This is a genomic window from Streptomyces sp. NK15101, assembly GCF_020400725.1.
GTDB lineage: Bacteria > Actinomycetota > Actinomycetes > Streptomycetales > Streptomycetaceae > Streptomyces.
Genome location: NZ_JAINVG010000028.1, coordinates 44,341 through 65,117, shown reverse-complemented (window position 1 = coordinate 65,117; position 20,777 = coordinate 44,341). Strand labels below are relative to the sequence as shown.

The following is a 20,777-nucleotide window of genomic DNA, read 5'->3' as shown; positions in this document are numbered from 1 at the left end:
GGCCTCGTACTTGTGCCTGTGAAGCCGCTCCCCCTGCGCACCGGGGTCCGCTGGAAGATCGCCGTCGCCATCGCGGCGGTCGGCGCCCTCATCGCGGTCACCCTGAGCATCGTCGTGCACAACGCCGCCCGCATCTCGATGCTCGACAACGCGCGCGAGGTGCAGATGGAGCGGCTGCTCTTCGCCCAGCGGATGTACGAGACGTCGAAGCCGAAGGAGCCCCGCTTCGGCACGAAGATCAACGACCCGGCGCTGCCGACCCAGCTGGACCAGTTGATGCGGGACAAGCGGCGCGGGACCTACGTGCAGGAGCACCGGCACGGCGGCCCCCCGGACGTGTGGGCGGCCGTGCCGCTCGCCAACGGCGACGTGCTGTCGCTGCACATCCCCTTCGCCGACCGCAGCGCGACGATCATGAACGATCTGGACCGGGCGCTCGTCATCGGCTCGGTGTCGGTGGTCTTCGGCGGCTGCGCGCTCGGCGTGCTCATCGGCGGCGGGCTCTCCCGGCGGCTGCGGAAGGCCGCCGTCGCGGCCGGCCGGGTGGCCCAGGGCAACACGGACGTCCGGGTGCGGGACGCGGTCGGCGGGGTCGTACGGGACGAGACCGACGACCTGGCCTGGGCCGTCGACGCCCTGACCGACGCCCTGAACGAGCGGATCGAGGCCGAGCGCCGGGTCACCGCCGACATCGCGCACGAGCTGCGCACCCCCGTCACCGGGCTCCTCACGGCGGCCGAGCTGCTGCCGCCGGGGCGGCCGAGCGAGCTGGTGCGGGACCGGGCGCAGGCCATGCGGACGCTGGTCGAGGACGTCCTGGAGGTGGCCCGGCTCGACAGCGCGTCGGAGCGGGCCGAGCTCCAGGAGATCGCGCTCGGCGAGTTCGTGGAGCGGCGGGTGCGGGCCCTGGACCCGGAGCTCGTCGTCCGGGTCGTGCACGAGTCCTGGGTGAACACCGATCCGCGCCGTCTGGAGCGGGTCCTGGGCAATCTCCTCGCCAACGCGGCCAAGCACGGCAAGCCACCGGTCGAGGTCACCGTCGAGGGCCGGGTGGTCCGGGTCCGCGACCACGGTCCGGGCTTCCCCGAGTCGCTCCTCAAGGAGGGCCCGAGCCGTTTCCGTACGGGGACGAGCGACCGCGCGGGCCAGGGCCACGGTCTGGGCCTGACGATCGCGGCGGGCCAGGCCCGTGTCCTCGGCGCCCGGCTGACCTTCCGGAACGTGGCCGCGGAGGGGGCTCCGGGCGGGGTGGGCGGTGCCATCGCGGTGCTGTGGCTGCCGGACCACGCGCCGACGAACACGGGCAGCTTCCCGATGCTGAGGCTGCCGGAGTGAGTACATGACGGAGGGGCCGGTCCCGCACGGGACCGGCCCCTCTTTCGTGCGGGGGATCAGACCGTCTCGGCGACCTTCGCGGTGTCGCCGGACTCCGCCTTCGGCTCCGCGGCCGGTCCGGCGCCGCGCAGCGCCACCTCCTTGACGAAGAAGGCGAGGACGAAGCCGAGGACGGCGACGGCCGAGCCGATGAGGAAGGCGCCGTGCGTGCCGGAGGCGACCGCGTGCTGGTAGGCCTCGCGGAGCGCGGCCGGCAGCTTGGCGAGGCTCGCCGCGTCGAGCTGGGCGGTCCGCTCGGTGAGTCCGGCGCCGCCGCGGGAGGCCATCTCGTCCTGGACGCGGCTGGTGAAGAGCGCGCCCATGATCGCGACGCCGAAGGAGGAGCCGAGCGTCCGGAAGAGGGTGGTGGAGGAGGAGGCGACGCCCATGTCCTTCATCTCCACGCTGTTCTGCGCGACCAGCATGGTGATCTGCATGAGGAAGCCCATGCCGGCGCCGAGGACGGCCATCCAGACGCCGGAGACGAGGCGCGAGGTGCCGGTGTCCATGGTGGAGAGCAGGAAGAGGCCGGCCACCATGAGCGCGCCGCCCACGATCGGGAAGGCCTTGTACTTGCCGGTGCTGGTGGTGAAGCGGCCGACGACCAGCGAGACGACCATCATCGACAGCAGCATCGGCAGGAGCAGCAGGCCGGAGTTGGTGGCCGAGGCGCCCTGGACGGCCTGCTGGAAGATCGGCAGGTAGAGGACCGCGCCGAACATCACGAAGCCGGTGATGAAGCCGATCAGGGACATCAGGGTGAAGTTGCGGCTGCGGAAGATGTGCAGCGGCATGATCGGGTCGCTCGCCCGGGTCTCGACGAAGAGGAAGGCGGCGAGGGCGGCGGCGCCGCCGATCGTGAGGCCGACGATGGTGGCCGAGCCCCAGGCGTACTCCGTGCCGCCCCAGGTGGTGACGAGGACGATCGCGGTGATGCCGGCGGTCAGCAGCGCGGCGCCGAGGAAGTCGATCCGGGTGCCCGTGGCGCGCTGCTTCTTCGGCAGGTGCAGGACGGTGCTGAGCATGGCGAGGGCGACGGCGCCGAGCGGCAGGTTGATGTAGAAGGACCAGCGCCAGCCCCAGTGGTCGGTGATGGTGCCGCCGACGAGGGGGCCGCCGATCATGGCGAGGGCCATGATCCCGGCCATCATGCCCTGGTACTTGCCCCGCTCGCGGGGCGGGATCAGGTCGCCGATGATGGCCATGACGCCGACCATGAGGCCGCCGGCACCGAGGCCCTGGACGGCGCGGAAGCCGATGAGCTGGCCCATGTCCTGGGCCATGCCGCTGAGCGCCGAGCCGATCAGGAAGATCACGATCGAGGTGAGGAAGACGCCCTTGCGGCCGAACATGTCGCCGAGCTTGCCCCAGAGCGGGGTGGAGGCGGCGGTGGCGAGGGTGTAGGCCGTGACGACCCAGGAGAGGTGCTCCAGACCGCCGAGCTCACCGACGATCGTCGGCATCGCGGTGCCGATGATCATGTTGTCCAGCATCGCGAGCAGCATCGCGATCATGAGGGCGAGGAGGACGACGCGTACGCTGCGCGGCTGCGGGTCCGCAGCCTCCCCCTGTACTGCCTGAACGTTCTGTTTCGTCGCCATGTCGATCCCTTACTTGCCGCCCGGCTAGTTACTACACTGAGGAAGTTAGGCCGGTAACTAGCCGGGCGTCAAGTAAGTTTTCTGGAAAGTGGAGACCCGTCATGGCCCGAGGCAACACCCGCCAGCGCATCCAGGACGTGGCTCTCGAACTCTTCGCCGAGCAGGGCTACGAGAAGACCTCGCTGCGCGAGATCGCGGAGCGCCTGGACGTCACCAAGGCCGCGCTCTACTACCACTTCAAGACCAAGGAAGACATCATCATCGGGATCTTCCAGGACCTGACGCGCCCGATCGACGAGCTCGTCGCCTGGGCGGCCGGGCAGCCGCGCACCCTGGAGACCAAGCAGGAGATCCTGCGCCGCTACCAGAAGGCCCTGCGTGCGGCGACCCCGCTGTTCCGCTTCATGCACGAGAACCAGGCGACCGTGCGCGACCTGAGCATCGGACTCACCTTCAAGGAGCGCCTCATCGCGCTCAACCGGTTCCTCCAGGAACCCGAGGCCTCGACGAAGAACAAGGTCCGCGCCGTGAGCGCGATCTTCGCGCTGCACGCCGGGACCTTCTTCATGGACAACATCGAGGGCGACCCCGAGGAGAAGCAGGAAGCCGTCCTCGAGGTCGCCCTCGATCTGATCGAGCAGGCCCAGCAGGCCTGACGGGTGCGTCAGACGCCGACGCCGTGGGCCCGGAGGAACGCCATCGGGTTGACGGCGGAGCCGTAGTTCGGGGTCGTGCGGATCTCGAAGTGCAGGTGCGGGCCGGAGGAGTTGCCGGTGTTGCCCGAGAGGGCGATCTGCTGGCCGGCGGCGACCTTCTGGCCGATGTGGACCTTGATCTTCGACAGGTGGGCGTACTGCGAGTACGTGCCGTTGGCGTGCTTGACGACGATCGCGTTGCCGTACGCGGGGCCGTCGCCGCCACCGTTCGGGCCCGCCTTCACGACGGTGCCGAAGCCGGCGGCCTTGACCGGGGTGCCGACCGGGACGGCGAAGTCCTGGCCGGAGTGCTTGTGGGCCCACATGGCGCCGCCCTGGTTGAAGCTGGCGCTGAGGGTGTACGAGGTGACCGGCTTGACCCAGGCCGGGGTCGCCTTCTTGACGGCCTTCACGGGAGTGGCCTTCACGGCGGCGGCCTTGGCGACGGCGGCCTTCACCTGGGCGGCGACGTGGGCCTGGGCGTCGGCCTGGGCGGCGACGGCGGCGGACGCGGTCAGCGCGGCCGGGGCGGCGGCCCTGCCCTCGGCGGCGAAGGCGGACCCTGCTCCGGCCACCAGCGTCGCTCCCAGGCCCGCGGCGGCGAGAGCGACGGCGGTGATACGGGCGGCGGGGTTCATGACGCGCTTCGACATACGGGGGGAAACCTCCGGGAAGTACGGGACCCGGCGCGGGCGGTCGCTGCGCCGGGCTTGCTCATCCTTGGTAACCCGGACCCCAGGCCAGGCCAAAACACCCCATCTACGACATGACGTCGTAGCGATCTCCCGGGAAGTTCACCCCTTGACGACCTCCGAGGGGGGTCGCGAAATCGGACATACCGGCATAAGCGAATCGGTTTAAGCGCACGTCGCGGGCGCCCGGAACCGCCCGAAAGGCCGCCTGACGCCCGGTTGGAGGCCCCTCGGGACCAAAGTCCCGGCGGTTCGCACCTGAACGTCCCGAATCGACACCAAAGGTCGCCACTATTCCGGTTAGTACCCCTCGAAACGCCTGTGCGCCTTGTCACCAGCGCCCCTCTCCGAATGGGACCTGGGTCACGCGACGAGACGCCCCGGATGGGACCTGGGTCACGCGCCCGAGCCGCCCGGATGGGGCCTGGGTCACGCGCCCGAGCCGCTCCGGAGACCGTCCCCCCACTACGCTGATCGCTTCGGCAATCCAGGGCATCCACGGGGGACCACACATGGAACCGGCGCTCATCGGCACCCGCCTCGCCTCGGCCGCGATCGGCCCACTGCTGAAGAAACTGGTGGTCAGCGACGGCCCGGGGGCCGGCCTCACCGGTTCGTCGGGCACGATCCGGCTCTCCTCGCTCGTCTCCTTCCGAGGCGAGAAGCGCACGCTGACCGAGAAGGACGTCCGGAAACTGGCGTCGACCCTGGTCGAGAGGTCCCGGGAAGGGGGCGGGGAGAGCCCCTTCCCCGCCGACGAGACCGAAGCCGTCACCGACACCCTCGCCAGGACCCTGCTCTCCCTCGGCGACCTCGACATGGACGACGTCCAGGCCGTCCGCCTCGGCCACCAGGCCCTCGCCCGGCGTCTACGGGCGGCGGCCCCGCCCCCGGACGGCCTCTCCACGGACTCCGCCCTCTACCTGGAGTCCCTGACCGAATGGGCCTGCCTGCACCTCCTGGAGTTCTTCACCCAGCGCTCCACCTTCGTCGCCCGCAGCCTGGTCGAACAGACCCGGGCCCAGACCGAGCTCATAGCGAAGGTCGACGAGGTCATCCGCCGGACGCCGCGGACGGACTCGCGGGACGCGGACTTCGAGCGCCGGTACCTGGAGCACCTCGCCAAGAAGCACGGCCGCCTCACGATCCACGGCATCGACCTGCACCACTCGCCGGACCGGTGGCCACTGGACCTCGCCTACCTGTCCCTGGAGGCGACGGGCGAAGCACACGCGCCGGACGAGGCGGGCCCCTACGCCCCCCACCAGCGAGAGCAGGCCGTCCGCGCCGATCTCGCCCTCGCCCGGCACGACAGGGTCCTCCTGCGCGGCCTCGCCGGCTCCGGCAAGACCACCCTCGTCCAGTGGCTGACGGTCTCGGCCGCGACCGAGGGCCGCGCGGACGGCATGGCGTACCTCCGGGGCCGCATCCCCTTCGTCCTCCCTCTGCGCACCCTCACCCGCCACGGCGAGCGGCTCCCCGCGCCCGACCGCTTCCTCCCCGCCGCCGGCTGCCCGCTCACCCCGCCCGACGGCTGGGCCGACCGGGTCCTCGCCGCCGGCCGCGGCGTCGTCCTCGTCGACGGCATCGACGAGATCCCCGAGGCCGAGCGGGGCCGGGCCCGCGAGTGGCTCCGGAACCTCCTGGACGCCTACGACGGCAACCGCTGGCTCGTCACCTCGCGCCCCACGGCCGTACGCGACGACTGGCTGGCCTCCGACGGCTTCACCGAGTTGACCCTCGCGCCCATGACCCGCGCCGAGGTCACCACCTTCGTACGGCGCTGGCACCGGGCCGCCGGGCCGGAGGCCGAACCGTACGAGCAGCCGCTCCTCGACGCCCTCCGCACCACCGAGCACGTCTCCCAGCTCGCCACCAACCCCCTCATGTGCGGCCTCGTCTGCGCCCTCCACCGCGACCGGCGCGGCTTCCTGCCCCGCGGCCGCAAGGCGCTCTACGAGGCCGCCCTCTCGATGCTCCTGGCGCGCCGCGACCGGGAGCGGGACATGGGAGCCCCGTCGGGCATCGCCCTCGACGAGGCGCCCCAGATCCAGCTGATCCAGCGCCTCGCGTACTGGCTGACGCTGAACGGCCGCACCCAGCTCGACCGGGCCCACGCGGAGTCGCTCGTACGGGAGGCGGTCCCGGCGGTCCAGGAGGCGGCGCAGTATCCCCCGGAGAAGGTCTTCACCCACCTCCTCCACCGCAGCGGCCTGCTGCGCGAGCCGACGGAGGACACCGTCGACTTCGTCCACCGCACCTTCCAGGACCACCTGGCCGCCAAGGCCCTGGTGGACCGCTGGGACATCGGCGTCCTGGTCCGGCACGCCGCCGACGACCAGTGGGAGGACGTCATCCGCATGGCGGTGGGGCACGCGCGGCCGCGGGAGTGCGCGGAGATCCTCCGCGAGCTGCTGGCAGCGGCGGACGCCGCCGAGGACCGCCGGGACCAGTTGCGCGTCCTGATGGTCGCCGCGACCGCGCTCGAAAGCGCCACGGAGGTGTCCCCCGACGTGCGGGACGAGATCATGGCCCGCACGGCCGAGCTGATCCCGCCCCACTCGTACGACGAGGCCCGTCAGCTCGCGCTGGGCGGCTCACCGGTGCTCCGGCTGCTGGGCGGCCCGGAGGAGCTCGGAGCGACGGACGCGTACCACTCGGTGATCACCGCCACCCACATCACGGTGGACGCCGCCCTGCCTTACCTGGCCCGCTTCGCCGACCATCCCGCCCTACGGATCCGGGCCCAGCTGATGCACGCCTGGACCCGCTTCGAGCCCGGCCCGTACGCCGAGGAGATCATCGCGCGACTCGATCCCCGTGGGCTCCGGTACTTCGTCCACGCCGACGAGCACGTGGACGAGCTCCTCCGGCTCGGCCTGCGCCCCGACCTGCTGGAGGTCGACGAGCCGGTGTCGGACGAGGCCCTTGCCCGGCTCCTCGCCGCCTGCGACCCCGTGGCCCTCCGGCTGCGGCGGGCGGGCGGCCGGCCCCGCCTCTCCGCGCTGTCCGGACTGACCCGGCTGGAGTCCCTCGTCCTGGGACTGAGGGCGGGCGCCACGTGGTCGGCGGCGGACCTGCCCGCCGGGGCACCGCTCGACCGCCTCCAGCTGCCGGACAGCTGGCCCGAGGACGGGCTGGAGACGCTCGGACGGCTCCGGAACCTGACCTCGCTGAACCTGTGGAAGGCGCCGTACGCGACCGCCGTCGCATGGCGGGGACTCGCCTCCCTTTCCACGGTGAGCACCCTCTGGATCGACGAGGGGGATCTCGTCGGCTGTCCGGAGGGGACGGCTCTGGAATCGGTGCGGACCGTCCGTCTGACTCACGAGGAGGAACCGGAGCTCAGCCGGATCGACGAGATCTTCCCCTCGCTGGACGAGCTCGATCTCGTTCGGACGGGGAGCGACGGGGAGCAGGTCCACCGGGCCTTCGCGCCCTGACGGCACGCGAAAGGGGCGGCCCCGGAACCATCAGGTTCCGGGGCCGCCCCTTCACAGCGCCACACGCTCAGCGCGTGCGTCACGCGTCCTTCGAGAGGTTCGGGCCCGGGCCGCCCGCCGCCTCGATCGGCGGGGCGTCCGGCAGGGACGTCTTCTCCTCGCCGCGGAAGGTGAACTTGCGCTCCTCGCCCTCGCCCTCCGTGTCCACGACCACGATGTGACCGGGGCGCAGCTCGCCGAAGAGGATCTTCTCCGAGAGCGTGTCCTCGATCTCGCGCTGGATCGTCCGGCGCAGCGGCCGGGCGCCCATCACCGGGTCGTAACCCTTCTTGGCGAGCAGCTCCTTCGCGGACTGGGAGAGCTCGATGCCCATGTCCCGGTCCTTGAGGCGCTCGTCGACGCGGCTGATCATCAGGTCGACGATCTGGAGGATGTCCTCCTGCGTCAGCTGCGGGAAGACGATGATGTCGTCCACACGGTTGAGGAACTCCGGGCGGAAGTGCTGCTTCAGCTCGTCGCTGACCTTCGCCTTCATCCGCTCGTAGTTGGACTTCGTGTCGCCCTGGGCGGCGAAGCCCAGGTTGAAGCCCTTCGAGATGTCCCTGGTCCCGAGGTTGGTGGTCATGATGATGACCGTGTTCTTGAAGTCCACGACCCGGCCCTGGGAGTCGGTCAGGCGACCGTCCTCCAGGATCTGGAGAAGGGAATTGAAGATATCGGGGTGGGCCTTCTCGACCTCGTCGAAGAGGACGACGGAGAACGGCTTGCGGCGCACCTTCTCGGTGAGCTGGCCGCCCTCTTCGTAGCCGACGTATCCGGGCGGCGAACCGAAGAGACGGGAAACCGTGTGCTTCTCGCTGAACTCCGACATGTCGAGGGAGATCATCGCGTCCTCGTCGCCGAAGAGGAATTCGGCGAGCGCCTTCGAGAGCTCGGTCTTACCGACGCCGGACGGGCCGGCGAAGATGAACGAGCCACCGGGGCGCTTCGGGTCCTTCAGACCCGCACGGGTGCGGCGGATGGCCCGCGAGAGGCCGATGACGGCGTCCTTCTGGCCGATGACGCGCTTGTGGAGCTCGTCCTCCATGCGGAGCAGACGCGAGGACTCCTCCTCGGTCAGCTTGAAGACCGGGATGCCGGTGGCGGTCGCGAGGACCTCGGCGATCAGCTCGCCGTCGACCTCGGCGACGACGTCCATGTCGCCGGCCTTCCACTCCTTCTCCCGCTTGGCCTTCGCGGCGAGGAGCTGCTTCTCCTTGTCGCGCAGGGACGCGGCCTTCTCGAAGTCCTGCGAGTCGATCGCGGACTCCTTGTCGCGGCGGACGCCGGCGATCTTCTCGTCGAACTCGCGGAGGTCCGGCGGCGCGGTCATCCGGCGGATGCGCATCCGGGAGCCGGCCTCGTCGATCAGGTCGATCGCCTTGTCCGGGAGGAAGCGGTCCGAGATGTACCGGTCGGCCAGGGTCGCGGCCTGGACGAGGGCCTCGTCGGTGATGGAGACCCGGTGGTGGGCCTCGTACCGGTCGCGCAGCCCCTTGAGGATCTCGATGGTGTGCGGCAGCGACGGCTCGGCGACCTGGATGGGCTGGAAGCGGCGCTCGAGGGCCGCGTCCTTCTCCAGGTACTTCCGGTACTCGTCGAGCGTGGTGGCACCGATGGTCTGGAGCTCACCGCGGGCCAGCATCGGCTTGAGGATGCTGGCGGCGTCGATCGCGCCCTCGGCGGCGCCCGCACCCACGAGGGTGTGGAGCTCGTCGATGAACAGGATGATGTCGCCGCGGGTGCGGATCTCCTTGAGGACCTTCTTCAGGCGCTCCTCGAAGTCACCGCGGTAGCGGGAGCCGGCGACCAGCGCGCCGAGGTCCAGGGTGTAGAGGTGCTTGTCCTTGAGGGTCTCGGGCACCTCGCCCTTGACGATGGCCTGCGCCAGGCCCTCGACGACGGCGGTCTTGCCGACGCCGGGCTCGCCGATGAGGACCGGGTTGTTCTTGGTGCGGCGGGACAGCACCTGCATGACCCGCTCGATCTCCTTCTCGCGCCCGATGACCGGGTCGAGCTTGGATTCGCGGGCCGCCTGGGTGAGGTTCCGGCCGAACTGGTCGAGGACCAGGGACGTCGAGGGGGTGCCCTCGGCAGGACCGCCGGCCGTGGCGGCTTCCTTGCCCTGGTAGCCGGAGAGCAGCTGGATGACCTGCTGCCGCACCCGGTTGAGGTCGGCGCCCAGCTTCACGAGGACCTGGGCGGCGACGCCCTCGCCCTCGCGGATCAGGCCGAGCAGGATGTGCTCGGTGCCGATGTAGTTGTGGCCGAGCTGGAGGGCCTCCCGGAGCGACAGCTCCAGGACCTTCTTGGCACGAGGGGTGAAGGGGATGTGCCCGGACGGGGCCTGCTGGCCCTGGCCGATGATCTCCTCCACCTGCTGCCGGACCGCCTCGAGCGAAATCCCGAGGCTCTCCAGGGCCTTAGCGGCGACACCCTCACCCTCGTGGATAAGGCCCAGAAGGATGTGCTCGGTGCCGATGTAGTTGTGGTTGAGCATCCGGGCTTCTTCCTGAGCCAGGACGACAACCCGCCGCGCGCGGTCGGTGAACCTCTCGAACATCGTTAATCGCTCCTCAGAGCGGTCAGTCAGTTAGGGGTCGATCCCCTCCCTGTCCTTCCGCAGCTTAGTCCCGCAAGCGGGGACCGCTCATTCCAACTGCCGACATCCGTCCGGATCACCCCCTCTTCAGCGGGGAGACCTGCTGCCGAACAGCCGACAAATGCTCCAACCCGATGGTGCGAGACGATGTTCCCGCAGGCCAAGTAGTTACCCGCGCCATCAGTACGCCGATGGCGAACGTGAGACGCCCAAGCCCGCGAGTCGCCCCTCCCCACTAGGAATGTCTTACCCGTAAGGACTGACACTCCATGCGGCGCACCCCGGTTCCCTCCGCTACCAGCGAACACCCTTGCGCGCTCGAATGCACCCTTAGGCCCCATCCCGGACACCTTGCGCGACCCCGGCGGGACGCTGCGTCACCGCGGGCGTAACCAACACGCCCTCCCGGGAGTTCCCCGGACATGGCCCTCACCGTCCCGCTGCCCCGCTCGCCGATCGACGGCGGTGTGGCGCGGTGGTACGAGGACGAGCTCGGCTGGGCGACGGAGGCGGGACCGCCGGTGCGGCTGGTCACGGGGCTGCGCTTCGACGTCCTGGAGGTGCCCGTCGAGGCCGGCCGGGGCGTGCTGCGCCGGATGGGCGCGGCGACGGGTCCTGTGGCCCTGGTGGGGCGCCGGATGGGGCTGCTCGTGGCCGCGGGGAGCGCGGAGGAGCTGCCGGGGCTGCTCGACTGGCTGGAGTGGGGCGGGATCTCGCTGGATCTCGCGATCCTCGGTGCCGACGGCCGGATGACCGCACCCCTTCCCCCGGGGTGGAGCGGATCCGGCGCGCCGGGCGCCGCGGTGTGGCTGCGGGCGCCCGCGCCGGGCCGCGAGGTCGAGGCCTCGCTTCCGGTGCTGCGGTCCGCGCCGTGGGGCGTTGCGGATGCCCCCTGTCTGGTGCGTCTCGTGGCCGCCGCCGCTGCGGAGTGCCACCGGGTGCGGCTGCTGAGTGCCCGTGCCCGTGGGACGGCTCAGCAGCTGCCGCCTCAGCGGTTCGCGTCCTCGTAGGCAGCCTTGATGTCGGCGGGAACGCGACCGCGGTCGTTGACGTTCATGCCGTTCTCCTTGGCCCACGCGCGGATCTTCGCGGTGTCCTGGCTGCCCGTGGCCACGGCGCGGCCCTTGCCTCGTCCGCCGGTGGTGCGGCCACCGGTGCGACGGCCACTCGTGGTGTACGGCTCGAGCAGGCCACGGAGCTTTTCCGCGTTGGCGGTGGTGAGGTCGATCTCGTAGGTCTTGCCGTCCAGCGCGAACGTCACGGTCTCGTCCGCCTCGACGCCGTCGAGGTCGTCGACAAGAAGGACCTGAACCTTCTGTGCCACCGGATTTCCTTTCATCGAAAATGCAGTACGCGGAAAGGAAACCGCTTTTCCCGGAAAAACACAAACCCCTGGGAGAGGTTCAGAACCCCGACAGCGCGGGAAACGTGCGCGATTCGGACATAGGGCTCCGCGAGAGGATCCCGGGCTTCCGCGTCACAGGTGCAGAAGCATCCGGCTGTTGCCCAAGGTGTTCGGCTTCACTCGTTCGAGACCGAGGAACTCGGCGACTCCCTCGTCATAGGAACGCAGGAGCTCGCTGTAGACATCTCCGTCGACCGGGGTCTCGCCGATCTCGACGAAGCCGTGCTTCGCGAAGAAGTCGACTTCGAAGGTCAGGCAGAATACCCGCCGCACGCCGAGCCATCGGGCGGTGTGCAACAACTTGTCCAGCACCTGATGTCCGACGCCGGCGCCCTTGAACTCGGGATCGACGGCGAGAGTGCGGACTTCGGCGAGGTCTTCCCACATGACGTGGAGTGCGCCGCAGCCGACGACGGTGGCGTCCTCGTCGCGTTCCGCGACCCAGAACTCCTGGATGGACTCGTAAAGGGTCACGGTCGCCTTGTCGAGCAGGATGCCGCGCTGCACGAAAGGATCGACGAGACGGCGGACCGCGGGGACGTCGCTGGTGCGGGCCCTGCGGACGGTGACGGCTTTGGCGGAGGTCGACATGGGGGGACGCTATCGCTACGGGCGGGCGGTCCCCTCGCCACCCTCGGGCTCCCGCGGGGCGGCGGGAAGCGGGCTGTCGCGCTGGACGATCCGGATGGCGTCGTTCAGCGACTCCCGCTGTTCCGGCGACATCATCCCGAAGAAGGCGACGAGCGCGGCGGCGGGGTTGTCGCTCCGCGCCCAGGCCTCGTTCATCAGGGCCGCCGAGTAGGCGGCGCGGGTGGAGACCGCCGTATATCGATAGGCGCGGCCTTCGACTTCCCTGCGGACCCAGCCCTTCTGATGGAGATTGTCCATGACGGTCATGACGGTGGTGTAGGCGATGGACCGTTCCTGCTGGAGGTCCTCCAGAACTTCCCGGACGGTCACGGGGCGGTTCCATTGCCAGACGCGCGTCATGACGGCGTCTTCGAGATCTCCCAATGGACGGGGCACAGCGTCACCATAGTGCGAAAAACGTCAATATGGGGCCATTGGCGACGAGAAACCAACAAAAAGGACGCACGACCTCGAAAGGTCGCACGCCCTCGGTGCCACGGGGGCACTCTGGCCTCAGGAGGCGGTGGAGCCGTCCGCCTGACGGGCGGCCTCGGCGCGGGCGAGGGCGGCGTCCACGACCGCGTCCTCCTTGGCCTTGTTCGGGCCGCCCTGGCTCTTGACGATCGTGACGACGAGACCGATGAAGAACGCGGCCATCACGACGGGGGGCAGGAGCGCGGATACGTATTCCATGGCGTCCAGGGTAGCTAGCCTGCGACCCGTTCCTCGGGCGGGGGCGGGGGCACGGGGCGGCGGCGCGGCGGGAAGGCCTCGGAGGGCTTGGGCACCGGGCGCTCGGCCGGGGCGGGCGGGGTCGGCTTGGGCTCGTCGCCCGCCGAGCGCCCGCCGGGCAGGGCGAGCAGCCGGGCCCGGGAGGCGGACGGCGCGGCCGGGGCGGTGGCCCGGGAGACCCGGGCCAGGCGCGTGCGCACCGAGCGCTCGGCGAGGACCTGGCAGCGGGCGAGCAGCTCGGCGGCGGCCGGGTTGCGGCGCAGCGCGCGCAGGGCGGCGAGGTCGTCGGCACCGGGGTCGTAGCCGGCGGCCAGCGCGTCCCGGAGGAGCTCCAGGTAGCCCCCGAGGGACCCGGGCAGCGCCTGGCGGTAGCGGGTCAGGTCGTCGAGGAGGAAGGCGCGCAGCCGGCCGGCCTCGCGTACCGCCTCGTCCACGGATTCGGCCAGGCGCAGGCAGTCCTGGACGTCCTCTTCCTGGAGGGGGACGGGATGGAGGGCAGTGGCGAGGGCGCGGCGGAGCACACGCAGTTCGTCCGCGCTGAACGCCATGCCGCCGCGGGATCCGTATGGCGTGGGCATGGGCCGACACTACGCGCTAATCGGACAATTTTCGCTTAGCGATCATCACGGCGCGCCGAGCCACCCCTACATGCGGGACACGTTCCGCTCGTAGACCAGGCGCAGGCCGATCAGGGTCAGCCAGGGCTCGTGCACGTCGATCTCCTTCGAGTCGGCGAGGACCATCGGCGCCAGGCCGCCGGTCGCGATCACCGTGACGTCGGAGGGGTCGCCCTTGGGCCCGACCAGTTCCCGCTTCATCCGGGCCACGACGCCGTCGACCTGACCCACGTACCCGAAGACGATGCCCGACTGCATGGCCTCGACCGTGTTCTTGCCGATCACGCTGCGCGGCCGGGCCAGCTCGATCTTGCGGAGCATGGCGCCCTTGACGCCCAGGGCCTCCACCGAGATCTCGATGCCCGGGGCGATCGCGCCGCCCGCGTACTCCCCGCGCGTGCTGACCGCGTCGTACGTCGTCGCCGTGCCGAAGTCCACGACGATCGCCGGGCCGCCGTACAGCTCGACGGCCGCGACCGCGTTGATGATGCGGTCGGCGCCGACCTCCTTGGGGTTGTCCGTCAGGATCGGCACCCCCGTCTTCACGCCCGGCTCCACCAGGACCGCCGGCACGTCCCCGTAGTACCGGCGGGTCACCTCGCGCAGCTCGTGCAGCACCGAGGGGACGGTCGCACAGATGGCGATCCCCTCGATGCCGTCGCTCAGCTCGACGCCCAGCAGCGGGTGCATGCCCATGAGGCCCTGGAGCAGGACCGCCATCTCGTCGGCGGTCCTGCGCGGGTCCGTGGAGATCCGCCAGTGCTCGACGATCTCCTCGCCGTCGAAGAGACCGAGCACCGTGTGCGTGTTGCCGACGTCGATGGTGAGCAGCATCAGGCCCGCACCTCGCGCAGGTCCAGGCCGATGTCGAGGATCGGGGAGGAGTGGGTGAGGCCGCCGACCGCCAGGTAGTCGACGCCGGTCGCCGCGTACGCCGCCGCGTTCTCCAGGGTCAGCCGGCCCGAGGACTCCAGGACGGCGCGGCCCGCGACCAGGGCGACGGCCTCCTCCGTCTCCAGCGGGGTGAAGTTGTCGAGCAGGATCAGGTCGGCGCCCGCGTCCAGGACCTCGCGGACCTGGTGCATCGTGTCGACCTCGACCTCGATCGGCACCTCGGGGAACAGCTCGCGGACGGCCTTGAAGGCCTCGGCGACGCCGCCGGCCGCCACCACGTGGTTGTCCTTCACCAGGGCGGCGTCGGAGAGCGACATGCGGTGGTTGACGCCGCCGCCGCAGCGGACCGCGTACTTCTCCAGGGCGCGCAGGCCCGGCGTCGTCTTGCGGGTGTCGCGGACCTTCGCCTTCGTGCCCTCCAGGGCGTCCGCCCACGCGCGCGTGGCGGTGGCGATGCCGGAGAGGCGGCACAGGATGTTGAGCGCGCTGCGCTCGCCGGTGAGCAGGTCGCGGGTGCGGGCGGTGACGCTGAGGAGCTTCTGCCCGGCCTCGACGCGCTCGCCGTCCTCGACGTGCCGCTCGACCTCGAACTCGTCGGTGCAGACGATCGACAGGACGGCCTCGGCGACCCGCAGGCCGGCCACGACACCGGCCTCGCGGGCGGTGAAGTCGGCGGTGGCGACGGCGTCCTCGGGGACGGTCGCCACGGTCGTGACGTCGACCCCGCCGTCGAGGTCCTCGGCGATCGCGAGGTGGGCGATGTCCTCGACCTGGACGGGGTCGAGACCGGCGTCGGCGAGCAGCTGCGCGAGGGCGGGGTCGAGCCCGCACTCGAACTCCTCGCCGTCGCCGCAGGCGCAGCCCTCGCCGCAGCCGTCGGTCTCCTCGGAGACCGTGTTGATCTGGATGAGAGGGACGTCCACGGGCTCGGGACGGGCTTCCTCGGGCGTGCTCACTTACGGCTCCCTGGGGCGTCGGCGGTGGGGGGGAAGTCGGAGGTCTCGGTGGTGCGGACGTCGAGGGTCCGCTCCGGGGTGAGGTGGACGACGAGGTGCCTGCGCCACCGGGCGTCGTCCCGGTCGGGGTGGTCCTCGCGCCAGTGGCAGCCGCGGGTCTCCTCGCGGCGGGAAGCCGCCGCGACCAGGAGGCGGGCGACGGCGAGCAGGTTGGTGGTCTCCCACGACTCGACGCCCGGCTCGGCGGACTTCCGGTCGTCGGTCTCGCCGGGGACGGGCGGTATGTGGAGGGCGTCCAGCTCCCCGGAGGCCGTGCGCAGGCTCTCGGCGGACCTGAGCACTCCGGCGCCCAGGGTCATGGTGCGCTGGATGCGGCGCCGGGCGCCGGGGTCGAGCAGCGGCAGGACCACCGGGGCCGGGTGCCGCACCGGCACGGCCGGGCCGCGGCCGGGGGCGCGCGCCACGACGTCCTCGGCGATCCGCTCGGCGAAGACCAGGCCTTCCAGGAGCGAGTTCGAGGCGAGCCGGTTGGCGCCGTGGACGCCCGTGCAGGCGACCTCCCCGCACGCGTACAGGCCCGGCACGGTCGTCCGGCCCGACAGGTCCGTGCGGACGCCGCCGGAGGCGTAGTGGGCGGCCGGGGCGACCGGGATCGGCTCCGTCACCGGGTCGATGCCGTGGGCGCGGCAGGCCGCCAGGATCGTCGGGAAGCGCTCCGCCCACATCTCGGCGCCGAAGTGACGGGCGTCGAGGTACATGTGCTCGGCGCCCTGCTCCTGCATCCGGCGCGTGATCGCCTTGGCGACGATGTCCCGGGGCGCCAGCTCGGCCAGCTCGTGCTGCCCCAGCATGAAGCGGACCCCGTCGGCGTCGACCAGGTGGGCGCCCTCGCCCCGCACCGCCTCGGAGACCAGCGGCTGCTGGCCCTCGGAGCCGGCCCCGAGGAAGAGCACCGTGGGGTGGAACTGGACGAACTCCAGGTCGGAGACCTCGGCCCCGGCCCGCAGCGCGAGCGCGACGCCGTCGCCGGTGGAGACGCCCGGGTTGGTGGTGGCGGAGAAGACCTGGCCCATGCCGCCGGTGGCGAGGACCACCGCGGGCGCGTGGACGGCGCCGACGCCGTCGTGCTGCCCCTCGCCCATGACGTGCAGGGTCACGCCCGCCGTACGGCCCTCGGCGTCCCTCAGGAGGTCCAGGACGAGGGCGTGCTCGACGGTGCGCACGCCCCGGTCCCGTATCGCCTCGACCAGGGCGCGGGAGATCTCGGCGCCGGTCGCGTCCCCGCCCGCGTGGGCGATCCGGCGGCGGTGGTGGCCGCCCTCCCGGGTCAGTGCGATCTCGCCGTCGGCGGTCTTGTCGAAGTCGGCGCCCGTCGCGATCAGGCGGCGGACGGCGTCGGGGCCCTCCGTGACCAGGGCCCGCACGGCCCGCTCGTCGCAGAGCCCGGCACCGGCGACGAGGGTGTCGTCGAGGTGCTGCTCGGGGGTGTCGCCCTCGCCGAGCGCGGCCGCGATGCCGCCCTGGGCCCAGCGGGTGGAGCCCTCGTCGAGCCGGGCCTTGGTGACGACGACCGCGCGGAGCCCGGCGGCGGTGCAGCGCAGGGCCGCGGTGAGGCCGGCGACCCCGGAGCCGACCACGACGACGTCGGCGTCGATGGCCCAGCCCGGCGCGGGCGCGTGCAGCCGTATTCCGGTCACTTGGTGGCTCCGAAGGTCAGGGGGATGTTGTCGATGAGCCGCGTGCTCCCCACGCGCGCGGCGACGGCGAGGATCGCCTCCCCGTCGTGGCCGTCGGCGACCTCGGTGAAGTCGGCCGGGTCCACGAGGGCCAGGTAGTCGAGGACGAGCGGCGGCTCGGCCTTGGCGGCCTCGTCCAGGACGGCGCGGGCCGCGGCCCGTACGGCCTCGGCGCGGCCGCCCTCGGCGGCCTGCGCGACCGCGTGGGCGTCGGCGGCGGCCCGGGCCTCGCCGAGCCGCGACAGGGCCTCGGCCCGGTTCTCGGCCCGGCCCTGGGCGCCGGGCAGCGAGGCGGCACGCGCGCGCAGCGCCTCCTGGGCGGCGAGCCGCTCGCGGGCGGCGAACAGCGCGCGCGACAGCGACAGCGCCGTCCGGCGCTCCTCGGCCGAGAGGTAGCGGTTGCGGCTGGAGAGGGCCAGGCCGTCGGCCTCGCGGACGGTCTCCACGCCGACGATCTCGACGGGGAAGTTCAGATCGCGGGCCATGCGGCGGATCAGGGCCAGCTGCTGGGCGTCCTTCTGGCCGAAGAAGGCCAGGTCGGGCGCGGTGAGGTGGAGCAGCTTGGCGACGACCGTCAGCATGCCGTCGAAGTGACCCGGCCGGAAGGCGCCTTCGAGCCGCTCGCCCATGGGTCCGGCGGCGATCCGGACCTGGGGCTCCCCGCCCGGGTAGACCTCGTCCACGGAGGGCGCGAAGACGGCGCTCGCGCCCGCTTCGAAGGCCAGCGCGAGGTCGGCGTCGAGGGTGCGGGGGTAGCGGTCGAGGTCCTCGCCGGCGCCGAACTGGAGCGGGTTGACGAAGACGGTGACGACGACGAAGCCCTTGGTGCCGACGCGCTCGCGTGCGGCCCGGATCAGGGTGGCGTGGCCCTCGTGGAGGGCACCCATGGTCATGACCACGGCGGTGCGGCCGGGCACGCCCCAGTGGGCGACGGCGTCGCGGAGGTCCTCGACCGTGGGCAGCAGCTCGGCCGGCTGATGACGGACGGACCGGCCGGCCCCGGCGGTCGTGGCGCGCTCCGCGCTCCGCGTGCTCTCGGTGCCCTGCATGGTCTCGGTGCTCTGCGCGCTCTGCGCGCTCTCGCGGGCGGACAGGGTCATCGGTCGTCTCCTTGCGGCCCGTCGGCGGGGTCTGCGGGGTGGGCGGCTCCGCCCGACGGCTCGGCCAGCACGCCCAGCAGGTCCTCGGCCAGCTCGGGCTTGAGCAGGCCGTGCGCGAGCGCCCGGTCGGCGGTCGTGCGGGCCATCGCCAGATAGCCGGCGACGGTGCCGGGCGCGTGCTTGCGCAGCTCGGACACGTGGGCGGCGACCGTGCCGGCGTCACCGCGCGCGACGGGCCCGGTGAGGGCCGCGTCCCCGGACCGCAGGGCGTTGTCCAGTGCGGCGCCCAGAAGCGGGCCCAGCATGCGGTCGGGGGCGGCGACCCCGGCCTTGTGGAGCAGCTCCATCGACTGGGCCACCAGCGTGACCAGGTGGTTCGCGCCGAGGGCCAGGGCCGCGTGGTAGAGCGGCCGGGCCTCCTCCGCGATCCACTCGGGCTCGCCGCCCATCTCGATCACCAGCGCCTCGGCGGCGAGCCGCAGCTCCTCGGGCGCGGTCACCCCGAAGGAGCAGCCGGCGAGCCGCTGGACGTCGACGGCGGTGCCGGTGAAGGTCATGGCGGGGTGCAGGGCGAGCGGCAGGGCGCCGGCCCGGCGGGCGGGGTCCAGGACCCGCGCCCCGTACCGCCCGGAGGTGTGCACGAGCAGCTGCCCCGGCCGTACGGCCCCGGTGTCGGCGAGGCCCTCGACCAGTCCGGGCAGCGCGTCGTCCGGCACGGTCAGCAGGACCAGGTCGGCCAGGGCGAGGACACGGGCGGGCTCGACGACCGGGACGTCGGGCAGGAGTTCGGCGGCGCGGCGCCGGGAGGCGGCGGAGACCGCCGAGACGGCGACGGGGCGGTGCCCGGCGAGCCGGAGCGAGGCGGCGAGGGCGGGGCCCACACGGCCGGCGCCGACGACTCCGACGGTGAGCCGGGCGGGTCGGTCCTCGGCTCGGGGCTCTGGCGCTGCTGGTGCGTTCACGGTGGGGACGGCCTTCCGTTCCAGTCCTCGGCGGGTACCGGACGATTTCTGGTCATGCTACGCCAGCGTTTCGCGGCGCTCCGTGGGCTGTCCACAGGGTGTGGGCGGTGGTGTGATGATCGCCCCATGAATCCTGAGACTCCTGCCGAACCCCCTGTGGACGAGGAAGCCGCCCGGCTCCACCGGGCGAAGGCGTGGGGCGGCGCCGAGCGCCGCCTGTGGGACTCCTCGGCCGACGGCACGGTCGGCTCGCGGCTGCGCGAACTGGCCGCCTGGGCCCGGGCCGCGGGCCACGAGGACGCCCAGACCGACGTGTACGGGAACGGGCTCGTGGAGGAGCTGGAGCGGCGCGTCGCCGAGGAGCTCGGCCTCCCCGCCGCCGTCTTCTTCCCCACCGGCACCATGGCCCAGCAGGTCGCGCTGCGCTGCTGGGCCGGACGCACCGGCAGCCCCGTCGTCGCCCTCCACCCGCTCGCCCACCCCGAGGTCCACGAGAACGGGGCGCTCGGCGCCGTCTCGAGGCTCCGCACGGTCCACCCGACCGACGCGCCCCGGCTGCCGACCGCCGAGGAGGTGCGGAACCACCCGGAGCCCTTCGGGACGCTGATGCTGGAGCTGCCGCTGCGGGACGCCGGCTTCGTGCTGCCGTCCTGGGAGGAGCTGACCGAGGTCGTGGAGGCGGCCCGGGAACGGGACGCGGTGGTCCACTTCGACGGGGCCCGGCTGTGGGAGACCACGGCGCACTTCGGCCGGGGGCTCGCGGAGATCGCGGGGCTCGCCGACAGCGTGTACGTGTCGTTCTACAAGTCCCTCGGCGGCATGTCCGGGGCCGCGCTCGCCGGCCCCGAGGAGGTCATGGAGGAGGCCCGGATCTGGCGGCACCGGTACGGAGGGATGGTCTTCCAGCAGTACCCGGCGGCGCTCTCCGCCCTCCGGGGCCTGGACGTGGAACTGCCCCGGCTGCCCTCGTACGTGGCGCACGCGCGCGTGGTGGCCGACGCCGTCCGGGAGGCGCTCGCGGAGGCGGGCACCGGCTGGTCCCGGGTCCACCCGGAGACCCCGCACACCCACCAGTTCCAGGTCTGGCTGCCGTACGACCCGGACGCCCTGACGGCGGCGGCCCTCGCCCAGACCGAGGACACCGGCACCGCCTTCTTCCGGCGCTGGTCCGCCCCGGGCGCGGGCGGTCCGCCGGGGGTCGCGGTCACGGAGCTGACGGTGTCGGGGCCCGGCCTGGAGTGGACGGCGAAGGACGTGAAGGAGGCCGTACGGGACTTCCTGACGCGCGTGGAGGGCTGA

General features: G+C 72.1%; 18 protein-coding genes. 5 read left to right on the top strand and 13 right to left on the bottom strand.

Translation table 11 applies throughout. The annotated features are described in order from the left end of the window. The first annotated feature begins 18 nt into the window (after positions 1-18). Complete coding sequence (gene cseC / locus K7G60_RS17360) at positions 19-1,335, top strand: two-component system sensor histidine kinase CseC (protein WP_225801815.1); 1,317 nt, start codon at positions 19-21, stop codon at positions 1,333-1,335. A gap of 56 nt (positions 1,336-1,391) precedes the next feature. Here cseC and K7G60_RS17355 read toward each other — a convergent pair whose 3' ends face one another. Beyond that, complete coding sequence (locus tag K7G60_RS17355; RefSeq protein WP_225801814.1) at positions 1,392-2,975, bottom strand: MDR family MFS transporter; 1,584 nt, start codon at positions 2,973-2,975, stop codon at positions 1,392-1,394. A gap of 101 nt (positions 2,976-3,076) precedes the next feature. Between K7G60_RS17355 and K7G60_RS17350 the strand changes: the two genes are divergently transcribed. Beyond that, entirely contained in the window at positions 3,077-3,631 is a 555-nt protein-coding gene (locus tag K7G60_RS17350) for a TetR/AcrR family transcriptional regulator (RefSeq protein WP_225801813.1), read from the top strand. Positions 3,632-3,639: 8 nt separating this feature from the next. Here K7G60_RS17350 and K7G60_RS17345 read toward each other — a convergent pair whose 3' ends face one another. After that, on the bottom strand, positions 3,640-4,323 hold the full coding sequence (locus tag K7G60_RS17345) for a M23 family metallopeptidase (RefSeq protein ID WP_225801812.1): 684 nt from the start codon (positions 4,321-4,323) through the stop codon (positions 3,640-3,642). A gap of 551 nt (positions 4,324-4,874) precedes the next feature. On the opposite strand from K7G60_RS17345, the gene K7G60_RS17335 reads away from it, so the two are divergent. Further along, complete coding sequence (locus K7G60_RS17335; protein WP_263985990.1) at positions 4,875-7,805, top strand: NACHT domain-containing NTPase; 2,931 nt, start codon at positions 4,875-4,877, stop codon at positions 7,803-7,805. 79 nt (positions 7,806-7,884) lie between these two features. On the opposite strand, the gene K7G60_RS17330 is transcribed toward K7G60_RS17335, so the two are convergent. Then, positions 7,885-10,407 carry an ATP-dependent Clp protease ATP-binding subunit gene (locus tag K7G60_RS17330; protein ID WP_225801811.1) on the bottom strand — a complete coding sequence of 841 codons (2,523 nt, stop codon included), beginning with the start codon at positions 10,405-10,407 and terminating at the stop codon, positions 7,885-7,887. Positions 10,408-10,868: 461 nt separating this feature from the next. Here K7G60_RS17330 and K7G60_RS17325 point away from each other — a divergent pair, with 461 nt between their 5' ends. Then, positions 10,869-11,456: an SCO3374 family protein gene (locus K7G60_RS17325; protein ID WP_225801810.1), complete on the top strand. Its 588-nt coding sequence runs from the start codon at positions 10,869-10,871 to the stop codon at positions 11,454-11,456. Here the strand turns inward: K7G60_RS17325 and K7G60_RS17320 are convergent. The 10 genes from K7G60_RS17320 to K7G60_RS17275 form a co-directional block, all read right to left on the bottom strand. Then, positions 11,435-11,770 carry an Lsr2 family protein gene (locus tag K7G60_RS17320; RefSeq protein WP_030324199.1) on the bottom strand — a complete coding sequence of 112 codons (336 nt, stop codon included), beginning with the start codon at positions 11,768-11,770 and terminating at the stop codon, positions 11,435-11,437. The two genes, K7G60_RS17325 and K7G60_RS17320, sit on opposite strands and share 22 nt — an antisense overlap. 153 nt (positions 11,771-11,923) lie before the next feature. Continuing rightward, positions 11,924-12,442, bottom strand: coding sequence for an amino-acid N-acetyltransferase (locus K7G60_RS17315; RefSeq protein WP_123452951.1), 519 nt, complete (start codon positions 12,440-12,442; stop codon positions 11,924-11,926). A gap of 15 nt (positions 12,443-12,457) precedes the next feature. Further along, a complete protein-coding gene (locus K7G60_RS17310) occupies positions 12,458-12,877 on the bottom strand; it encodes a BlaI/MecI/CopY family transcriptional regulator (RefSeq protein ID WP_225801809.1) in 420 nt (139 codons plus the stop codon). 117 nt (positions 12,878-12,994) lie between these two features. Then, positions 12,995-13,174: a hypothetical protein gene (locus K7G60_RS17305; protein ID WP_225801808.1), complete on the bottom strand. Its 180-nt coding sequence runs from the start codon at positions 13,172-13,174 to the stop codon at positions 12,995-12,997. 14 nt (positions 13,175-13,188) lie between these two features. Further along, on the bottom strand, positions 13,189-13,761 hold the full coding sequence (locus K7G60_RS17300; RefSeq protein WP_225801843.1) for a hypothetical protein: 573 nt from the start codon (positions 13,759-13,761) through the stop codon (positions 13,189-13,191). Between the two features lie 96 nt (positions 13,762-13,857). After that, a complete protein-coding gene (locus tag K7G60_RS17295) occupies positions 13,858-14,664 on the bottom strand; it encodes a type III pantothenate kinase (RefSeq protein WP_225801807.1) in 807 nt (268 codons plus the stop codon). After that, complete coding sequence (nadC, locus tag K7G60_RS17290) at positions 14,664-15,680, bottom strand: carboxylating nicotinate-nucleotide diphosphorylase (protein WP_225801806.1); 1,017 nt, start codon at positions 15,678-15,680, stop codon at positions 14,664-14,666. Before nadC ends, K7G60_RS17295 begins: the two co-directional genes overlap by 1 nt. Beyond that, a complete protein-coding gene (locus K7G60_RS17285; protein ID WP_225801805.1) occupies positions 15,677-17,377 on the bottom strand; it encodes an L-aspartate oxidase in 1,701 nt (566 codons plus the stop codon). The genes nadC and K7G60_RS17285 overlap by 4 nt, the downstream gene beginning before the upstream one ends. After that, positions 17,374-18,465: a pantoate--beta-alanine ligase gene (gene panC, locus K7G60_RS17280; protein ID WP_225801842.1), complete on the bottom strand. Its 1,092-nt coding sequence runs from the start codon at positions 18,463-18,465 to the stop codon at positions 17,374-17,376. The genes K7G60_RS17285 and panC overlap by 4 nt, the downstream gene beginning before the upstream one ends. Before the next feature lie 47 nt (positions 18,466-18,512). Next, entirely contained in the window at positions 18,513-19,478 is a 966-nt protein-coding gene (locus tag K7G60_RS17275; RefSeq protein WP_225801804.1) for a Rossmann-like and DUF2520 domain-containing protein, read from the bottom strand. A 126-nt stretch (positions 19,479-19,604) separates the two neighbouring features. Between K7G60_RS17275 and K7G60_RS17270 the strand changes: the two genes are divergently transcribed. Then, positions 19,605-20,777, top strand: coding sequence for a low specificity L-threonine aldolase (locus K7G60_RS17270; RefSeq protein WP_225801803.1), 1,173 nt, complete (start codon positions 19,605-19,607; stop codon positions 20,775-20,777).

Excerpts from the sequence above, each read along its gene's own strand:
- K7G60_RS17355 (WP_225801814.1), bottom strand. The coding sequence starts at position 2,975 with ATGGCGACGAAACAGAACGTTCAGGCAGTACAGGGGGAGGCTGCGGAC.
- K7G60_RS17350 (WP_225801813.1), top strand. The coding sequence starts at position 3,077 with ATGGCCCGAGGCAACACCCGCCAGCGCATCCAGGACGTGGCTCTCGAA.
- K7G60_RS17345 (WP_225801812.1), bottom strand. The coding sequence starts at position 4,323 with ATGTCGAAGCGCGTCATGAACCCCGCCGCCCGTATCACCGCCGTCGCT.
- K7G60_RS17335 (WP_263985990.1), top strand. The coding sequence starts at position 4,875 with ATGGAACCGGCGCTCATCGGCACCCGCCTCGCCTCGGCCGCGATCGGC.
- K7G60_RS17330 (WP_225801811.1), bottom strand. The coding sequence starts at position 10,407 with ATGTTCGAGAGGTTCACCGACCGCGCGCGGCGGGTTGTCGTCCTGGCT.
- K7G60_RS17325 (WP_225801810.1), top strand. The coding sequence starts at position 10,869 with ATGGCCCTCACCGTCCCGCTGCCCCGCTCGCCGATCGACGGCGGTGTG.
- K7G60_RS17315 (WP_123452951.1), bottom strand. The coding sequence starts at position 12,442 with ATGTCGACCTCCGCCAAAGCCGTCACCGTCCGCAGGGCCCGCACCAGC.
- K7G60_RS17305 (WP_225801808.1), bottom strand. The coding sequence starts at position 13,174 with ATGGAATACGTATCCGCGCTCCTGCCCCCCGTCGTGATGGCCGCGTTC.
- K7G60_RS17300 (WP_225801843.1), bottom strand. The coding sequence starts at position 13,761 with ATGGCGTTCAGCGCGGACGAACTGCGTGTGCTCCGCCGCGCCCTCGCC.
- K7G60_RS17295 (WP_225801807.1), bottom strand. The coding sequence starts at position 14,664 with ATGCTGCTCACCATCGACGTCGGCAACACGCACACGGTGCTCGGTCTC.
- panC (WP_225801842.1), bottom strand. The coding sequence starts at position 18,465 with ATGCAGGGCACCGAGAGCACGCGGAGCGCGGAGCGCGCCACGACCGCC.
- K7G60_RS17270 (WP_225801803.1), top strand. The coding sequence starts at position 19,605 with ATGAATCCTGAGACTCCTGCCGAACCCCCTGTGGACGAGGAAGCCGCC.